This window comes from Macromonas bipunctata, assembly GCF_002837135.1.
GTDB lineage: Bacteria > Pseudomonadota > Gammaproteobacteria > Burkholderiales > Burkholderiaceae_C > Macromonas_A > Macromonas_A bipunctata.
The window spans coordinates 1-6,836 of sequence record NZ_NWBQ01000109.1 but is presented as its reverse complement, the minus strand read 5'-3'; the positions used below and the strand labels follow the sequence as shown (position 1 = coordinate 6,836).

Below are 6,836 nucleotides of genomic sequence, written 5' to 3'. Positions count from 1 at the left end.
CCGACCGCAACGCCGACTACCGTGCGGCACTGCTGGGGCTACGGCCTCGGGGGTAAATGCGATTGCCCTGGCCAGCAGCCGGGGCGAGCTGGATCGCGAGGAAATCTACTTCCTGACCGACGCCATGGTGGCCAGTGGCCGCCACCTGGACTGGCGCGAACGGCTGGTGGTGGACAAGCACTGCATCGGCGGCGTGCCTGGCAACCGCACTTCCATGCTGGTGGTGCCGATTGCCGCTGCGCACGGGCTGGTGTGCCCCAAGACCTCGTCGCGCGCCATCACCTCGCCCGCAGGCACCGCCGACACGATGGAGGTGCTGGCCAACGTGGAGCTGCCGCTGGAGCGCCTGAGCGACATCGTGCGCGACCACCGCGCCTGCCTGGCCTGGGGTGGCACCGCCGACCTCTCGCCCGCCGACGATGTGCTGATCTCGGTCGAGCGCCCGCTGTCGCTGGATTCGCCGGGGCAAATGATTGCGTCCATCCTGAGCAAGAAAATCGCCGCCGGCTCCAACCACCTGGTGTTGGACATCCCGATTGGCCCCACCGCCAAGGTGCGCTCCATGCCCGAGGCGCAGCGCCTGCGCCGCCTGTTCGAGTACGTGGCCGACCGGCTCAAGCTCTCGCTGGATGTGGTCATCACCGATGGCCGTCAGCCAATTGGCAATGGCATTGGCCCAGTGCTGGAGGCGCGCGATGTGATGCGCGTGCTGGAAAACCACCCGCTGGCGCCGCAGGACTTGCGCCAAAAAGCCCTGCGGCTGGCGGGCCGCTTGCTCGAGTGCGACCCCGACATCCGGGGTGGCGACGGCTTTGCCATTGCGCGCGACATCCTCGACTCGGGCCGCGCGCTGGAGAAAATGCAGGCCATCATCCAAGCCCAGGGCGCCAAGCCGTTCGACCACGAACACCCCCAGCTCGGTGCGCTCAGTTTTGAGGTGCGCGCACCGCAGGCCGGTTTTGTCACCGGCATCGACAACCTGCAGATCGCCCGCATTGCGCGCCTGGCCGGGGCGCCCAAGGTGCAGGGCGCGGGGGTCGATCTGGCGCGCAAATTGGGTGAACCGGTGGCAGCGGGTGAGCTGCTGTACGTGGTATACGCCGCCTTCCCGTCCGACCTCGACTTTGCCCGCCAGGCCAGTGACAAAGCCAGCGGCTACACCCTGGGCCCCGCCACCGACGTGCCGCACGTGTACGTCGAATTCTGAACCGCTCTGAACCCGCTGCCCAGGCCACCCACCATGACGCCATTCCCTTTCGCCCCGCCAGTTGCTTGGGCGGCTTCGTCTGCCGCACCTGCTGTACCGACTTTGTCCGTCATGCCCTTCACCTCCCCGACTGCTGCCGAGTTGGCGACATCTCCCGCCACCGTGGCGCTGCTGTATTTCGACGACGAAGCCGTATCCGCACAGCGTCTGGCGCAGGCTTGGAACAGCATTTACGCCTTGGCAACCGGCATCACCCTGCAGCCCCAGCTGGTGCAGCGCCACCGTTTTCCCGATGGTGAATTCAAGCTGCGCCTGCCCACGCCCTTGCCGCCCCGCGTGGTGCTGTGGCGCAACCTGCACCAGCCCAACGAGAAGCTGGTGGAGCTGCTGCTGGCCGCCCGCACCGCCCGTGAGCTGGGCGCGCAGCACCTCACGCTCATCACCCCCTACCTGGGCTACATGCGCCAAGACATGGCCTTTGCCCCCGGCGAGGCCGTGAGCCAGCGCATCGTCGGCACCTTTCTGGCCAGTCTGTTCGATGCGCTGATCACGGTGGATCCGCACCTGCACCGCGTGGCCACCCTGGTCGAGGCCGTGCCGGTGGCGCAGCCGCTGGTCGTCAGCGGTGCCCCGGCACTGGCCGATTGGATCCACCAGCAGCGGCCCGGTGCGCTGCTGATTGGCCCGGACGAAGAGGCCGAGCAATGGGTGGCGCAGGCCGCAGCGCGGCATGGCAATGCCAGCGGCGTCTGCCGCAAGGTGCGCCACGGCGACCACGATGTCAGCATCGCCTTGCCCGCTGGGCTGGACGTGCAAGGCCGCGCCGTGGTGGTGCTGGACGACGTCATCAGCACCGGCCACACGGTGGCGCAGGCGGCGCGCCTGTTGCTGGCGGCGGGGGCAGCGTCGGTCGATGTGGCCGTGACCCACGCCCTGCTGGCACCCGGCGCTCCAGCGTTGTTGCAAGCGGTAGGTGTGGCCCACCTGTGGAGCACCGACTGCATCCCGCACGCGTCCAGCATGGTGCCGATGGCCGCACCGCTGGCGCACGCATTGGCGCAGCTGCTGGCCGCCAACGCTGCCATTCCCCCTTGATGTCGCTGCCCCGCACGTTGCCCTGAAGAGCCGATAGGGCAGGGCGGTGCAACCCGGGTGGCGGTTGAGCGGAGGCTCAGTCGGTCAATGCGGGCAAGCCATGCCGTGCCCGCGCGCGCAGGCAGGCGTCGCTGCCTTCCTCGAACTCCCGGCACGGCGACGGGCGCCATTCGTAAATGCCGCAGCCCACGCGCTCGCCCACCTGGCCGGTCAAGGCGGCGCAGCGCACGGGCCAATGGTCGGTGCCGCGCATGCGTGCGGTGCTGCTATTGACTTCCACCGCCAGCCCCATGGGCACGGTGCCGCCCGCGTCTTCCAATTCATAGCTGGAAAAATCGACCCGGCACCACGAGCAACAAGCGCCACAGCTTTGACATGCACTCATGGTCGTCCTTTCGGGGGCTTACGCCATCGGTTGGTGGCCCAGCAGCAGGTACTCCATCAGCGCCTTTTGCACGTGCATGCGGTTCTCGGCCTCGTCCCACACCACGCTTTGCGGCCCGTCGATGACTTCGGCCAGCACTTCCTCGCCCCGGTGCGCGGGCAGGCAGTGCATGAACAGCGCGTCCGGTTGCGCTGCCGCCATCATGGCGGGCGTGACGCACCACTCGGCAAAGGCCTGGCGCCGCACCTCGTTCTCGGCCTCGTAGCCCATGCTGGTCCACACGTCGGTGGTGACCAGATCGGCGCCCCGGCACGCGTCCAGCGGGTGGTCAAACACCTGCCAGCAGTCCGCGCAGTCCACCCCGGCAATCTCGGCGTTGACGCCGTAGCCGCTGGGGGTGCTGACGTGAACCTTGAAGCCCAGCAGCGCCGCCGCCTGCAGCCACGTGTTGGCCATGTTGTTGCCATCGCCCACCCAGGCCACGGTCTTGCCGCGCAGCGCGTTGGGGTTAATGCGGCCTTGCGCGTCGGTGCCCCGGTGTTCCAGCCACGTGAACAGGTCGGCCAAAATTTGGCACGGATGGAACTCGTTGGTCAGGCCATTGATCACCGGCACGCGCGAGTGCGAGGCAAAGCGTTCGATCTTGTCCTGCCCGAAGGTGCGGATCATCACGATGTCGGTCATGCGGCTGATGACGCGTGCGCTGTCCTCGATCGGCTCGGCTCGGCCCAGTTGGCTGTCGCCCGTCGTCAGATGGACTACGCTGCCGCCCAGCTGGTACATGCCCGCCTCGAAGCTGACGCGGGTGCGTGTGCTGGCCTTCTCGAAGATCATGGCCAGCGTGCGGTCGCTCAGCGTGTGGTGCTTCTGGTAGGTCTTGAACTTGCGCTTGATGAGCGCGGCACGCTCAAACAGGTACGCGTACTCGTCGGCCGTGAAGTCCTTGAACTGCAGGTAATGCTTGAGTGTGGTCATGGTTGGGATTCTGCCAAAAACGCCTGCACCAGCGGCACCAGCTTGGCCAAGATTTCATCGGCCTCGGCTTGCGTGAGGGTCAGCGGCGGCACCAGGCGGATCACGCTGTCGGCGGTCACGCTCATCAGCAGGCCCGCGTTGGCGGCGCGCTCCAGCAGCACACCGCAGGGGCGCGTCAGCTCGATGCCCAGCATCAGGCCCTTGCCGCGCACTTCCTTCACGCCGGGCAGCTGGCCCAGATCGCGCTTCAGCGCGCTCTTGAGGTAAGCGCCCACTTGCGCGGCATTCTCGAGCAAATTCTCTTCTTCCATGATGCGGATGGTCTCCACCCCGGCACGCATCGACAGCGGGTTGCCGCCAAAAGTGGAACCGTGGTTGCCCGGCTGAAAAATATTGGCGGCCTTGGGGCCGGCCACCACCGCACCCACCGGCACGCCCGAGCCCAGGCCCTTGGCCAAGGGCATCACGTCCGGCAGAATGCCCGTCCACTGGTGCGCAAACCACTTGCCGGTGCGGCCCATGCCACATTGCACCTCGTCAATCATCATCAGCCAGTCGCGCTCGTCGCACAGGGTGCGCAGCTCCTGCATGTAGGTCGCGTTCATCGGGTGGATGCCACCTTCGCCCTGGATGGCTTCAAAAAACACGGCCACCACGTTGGGGTTGTTGGCGGTGGCGGCCTTGATGGCCTTGATGTCGTTGAGCGGCACGCGGATGAAGCCTTCCACCAGCGGCCCAAACCCGGCCTGCACCTTGGGGTTGCCGGTGGCGCTCAGGGTGGCAATCGAGCGGCCATGAAACGCCTTCTCATACACCACCACCTCGGGTTTCTCGATACCTTTGTCGTGGCCAAATTTGCGGGCCAACTTCAGCGCGGCCTCGTTGGCTTCCAGCCCGGTGGAGCAGAAAAACACGTTCGTCATGCCAGAGCGTTCCACCAGCAGCTGTGCCAGCGTCTCTTGTAGCGGCACATGGTAGTAGTTGCTGCAATGGATCATCTGGCCCACCTGCTCCTGCAGCGCCGCCACCAGCTTGGGGTGGGCGTGGCCCAGCGTATTGACGGCAATGCCGCCCAGGCCGTCCAGGTATTCCTTGCCGTTGACATCCCACACACGGCAACCCTGGCCGTGCGACAAGGCGATGGGCAAACGGCCATACGTGTTCATCACATGCGGCGAGGCGGGGGCGGTGTGCGAAGCGGTCATGTCAAGCGACTCCTGTGTCAATGCAAGCGTTGCATTCTAGTGGCCTTGGGTGACATCTTTTTACACGCTTCATTGACCCGCGGTGGTGTTTGGGCCCCACATGGCGGGGTGAAACACAGACAATAGCGCCCAAATGCGAGGGTCTATGCTGGTTTAGCTGGGTTTGTGGGGTGGTTTTGCCGTGTCGTTGGGGCTGGCTGGGTGGCCGCGTGGGGCGGCACGCCCACCGCTATGCGTCCGATGCGCCGCAGCGTTTTCACGCCGGTGCGGTGCCGCGTCTGGGCGGTGTGGGCATGCTGGCGGGCTGGTTGGTGGTGTTGTGGGCCTGGTGGGGTTGGCAAGCGCTGGTGCCGGGGGCTGTGCCGTGGTTGAGCCTGTACCAGGCCGCCGGCTGGAGCGCGGTGGTGCTGGTGGTCGTCATTGTGGGCGTGCTGGAGGACGTGACCCAGCGCGTGCCCGTGCGCTGGCGCCTGCTGTGCAGCGCGCTCGCCGCCGCGCTGGCGGTGGCTTGGCTTGACGCGCAAGTGCCGCGCCTGGGTTGGCTCTGGCTGGACGCTTACTGGCAACAGGTGCCGCTGCTGGGCATGGGGCTGGCGCTGCTGGCCATGGCGGGCTTGCCGCACGCTTTCAACCTGATCGACGGCTACAACGGGTTGGCGGCGTCGGTGGCGGTGCTGATTGCGCTGGGGCTGGCCTACGTGGCGTGGCAGGTGCAGGACTGGGAGTTGGTGTACCTGATGCTGGCGCTGGTGGCCGTCACGCTGGGCTTTCTGCTGTGGAACTACCCGCACGGCAAGGTGTTTGCGGGCGATGGCGGGGCCTACCTGTGGGGCATCGTGATTGCGGTGGCCAGCGTGCTGCTGGTGCGCCGCCACCCCGAGGTCTCACCCTGGTGCGTGATGCTGCTGCTGGTGTACCCGGTCTGGGAGACGCTGTTTTCCGTCTACCGTAAGGTCAGCCGGGGCGATTCGCCCGGCAAGGCCGACGCGCTGCACCTGCACCAGCTGGTGCACCGCCGCCTGGTGCCCCCGGTGCCGCATCCTGACCCGGCGCGCAGCATGCGCGCGCGCAACAACCGCACTACGCCCTACCTGGTGGCGCTGGCCCTGCTGTCGGTGCTGCCAGCGGCGCTGTGGTGGCGCCAGACCCCGGTGCTGGTGGCAGGTTGCGTGCTGTTCGTACTGGTGTATGTCGTTTCCTATGTGGCCATCGTGCGCTTCAAGATTCCCCCTTGGCTGCAGCTGGTGCTGCTGCGCAGGTAGCCGGTTGCGGCGGGTGGGCCAGGTGTGCGCCGCCCATCCGCGCACAGCGCGCCAACTCTTGTATAAGATAGAATCAGGAGCGCGCCAGCCGTCCCGGTTCACGGCGCGCTTTTTTTATTGACAGGGCAGTCGCTATGGCCATTTCCCCCTCCGCCAAAGAAGTCTTGATCCAAGGCGTGACCTCCAACGGCAAAACGTTTCGCCCCAGCGACTGGGTCGAGCGGCTGGCGGGTGTGATGAGCCAGTTCCGCCCGGGCGGCGCTGCTCCTGGTGCGCACCTCACGTATTCGCCGTGGTGCATTCCCACCGTGATGGGTGGCACCAAGTGCGTGGTGCTGCACACCGACCTGCGCGACTTCGACGCCATGGCCTGGAACTTCGTCATCAACTTTGCCCGCGACAACGACCTGCAAGTGGTGGAAGCCTGCCTGTTGCCCGACGCGCCGCCCGCAACCGGTACAGCGCACAAAAAAGCCGTCTAGACGACGGCTTTTTTTTGACCCAGACTGAGCGGCAAGCCTCGGGGTTCAGCCCGAGGTTCGAGCGATCAGGCCGGGACGGCCTGTTGTCTTTTGTGTAGCCGACCCGTATCATCGTCGGCGTGAACACCACCACCAAAACCCTCCAGTTGCGCATCAAGGACAAGCACGCGCGCGTGCTGCGTCAGATGGCGCGCGAGGTCAATCAGGTGTGGAACCACATCAACG

7 protein-coding genes are annotated in these 6,836 nt (G+C 66.3%); 4 read left to right on the top strand and 3 right to left on the bottom strand.

All coding sequences use genetic code 11. The annotated features are described in order from the left end of the window. Both CON76_RS12550 and CON76_RS12545 read left to right on the top strand, forming a co-directional pair. The coding region (locus CON76_RS12550) for a thymidine phosphorylase family protein (protein ID WP_101103810.1) at positions 1–1,207 on the top strand (1,207 nt) is incomplete at its 5' end. 111 nt (positions 1,208–1,318) lie between these two features. Continuing rightward, complete coding sequence (locus CON76_RS12545) at positions 1,319–2,302, top strand: ribose-phosphate diphosphokinase (RefSeq protein WP_101103806.1); 984 nt, start codon at positions 1,319–1,321, stop codon at positions 2,300–2,302. 76 nt (positions 2,303–2,378) lie between these two features. Here CON76_RS12545 and CON76_RS12540 read toward each other — a convergent pair whose 3' ends face one another. Genes CON76_RS12540 through CON76_RS12530 form a run of 3 tightly spaced genes read right to left on the bottom strand, consistent with a single transcriptional unit; the run spans position 2,379 to position 4,867 of the window. Beyond that, positions 2,379–2,687, bottom strand: coding sequence for a YkgJ family cysteine cluster protein (locus tag CON76_RS12540; RefSeq protein ID WP_101103804.1), 309 nt, complete (start codon positions 2,685–2,687; stop codon positions 2,379–2,381). 18 nt (positions 2,688–2,705) lie between these two features. After that, positions 2,706–3,662, bottom strand: a complete 957-nt coding sequence (gene argF / locus CON76_RS12535) for an ornithine carbamoyltransferase (protein WP_101103802.1) — start codon at positions 3,660–3,662, stop codon at positions 2,706–2,708. Then, positions 3,659–4,867 carry an aspartate aminotransferase family protein gene (locus CON76_RS12530; RefSeq protein ID WP_101103799.1) on the bottom strand — a complete coding sequence of 403 codons (1,209 nt, stop codon included), beginning with the start codon at positions 4,865–4,867 and terminating at the stop codon, positions 3,659–3,661. Before CON76_RS12530 ends, argF begins: the two co-directional genes overlap by 4 nt. Before the next feature lie 176 nt (positions 4,868–5,043). On the opposite strand from CON76_RS12530, the gene CON76_RS12525 reads away from it, so the two are divergent. Then, positions 5,044–6,129, top strand: a complete 1,086-nt coding sequence (locus CON76_RS12525; protein ID WP_240592865.1) for an MraY family glycosyltransferase — start codon at positions 5,044–5,046, stop codon at positions 6,127–6,129. Positions 6,130–6,263: 134 nt separating this feature from the next. Then, positions 6,264–6,611 (top strand): DUF3579 domain-containing protein, encoded by a 348-nt coding sequence (locus CON76_RS12520; RefSeq protein WP_101103797.1) that lies wholly within the window; start codon positions 6,264–6,266, stop codon positions 6,609–6,611. Positions 6,612–6,836 lie beyond the last annotated feature (225 nt).

Coding starts and splice junctions, on each gene's coding strand:
- CON76_RS12540 (WP_101103804.1), bottom strand. CDS start 2,687: ATGAGTGCATGTCAAAGCTGTGGCGCTTGTTGCTCGTGGTGCCGGGTC.
- argF (WP_101103802.1), bottom strand. CDS start 3,662: ATGACCACACTCAAGCATTACCTGCAGTTCAAGGACTTCACGGCCGAC.
- CON76_RS12520 (WP_101103797.1), top strand. CDS start 6,264: ATGGCCATTTCCCCCTCCGCCAAAGAAGTCTTGATCCAAGGCGTGACC.
- CON76_RS12545 (WP_101103806.1), top strand. CDS start 1,319: ATGCCCTTCACCTCCCCGACTGCTGCCGAGTTGGCGACATCTCCCGCC.
- CON76_RS12530 (WP_101103799.1), bottom strand. CDS start 4,867: ATGACCGCTTCGCACACCGCCCCCGCCTCGCCGCATGTGATGAACACG.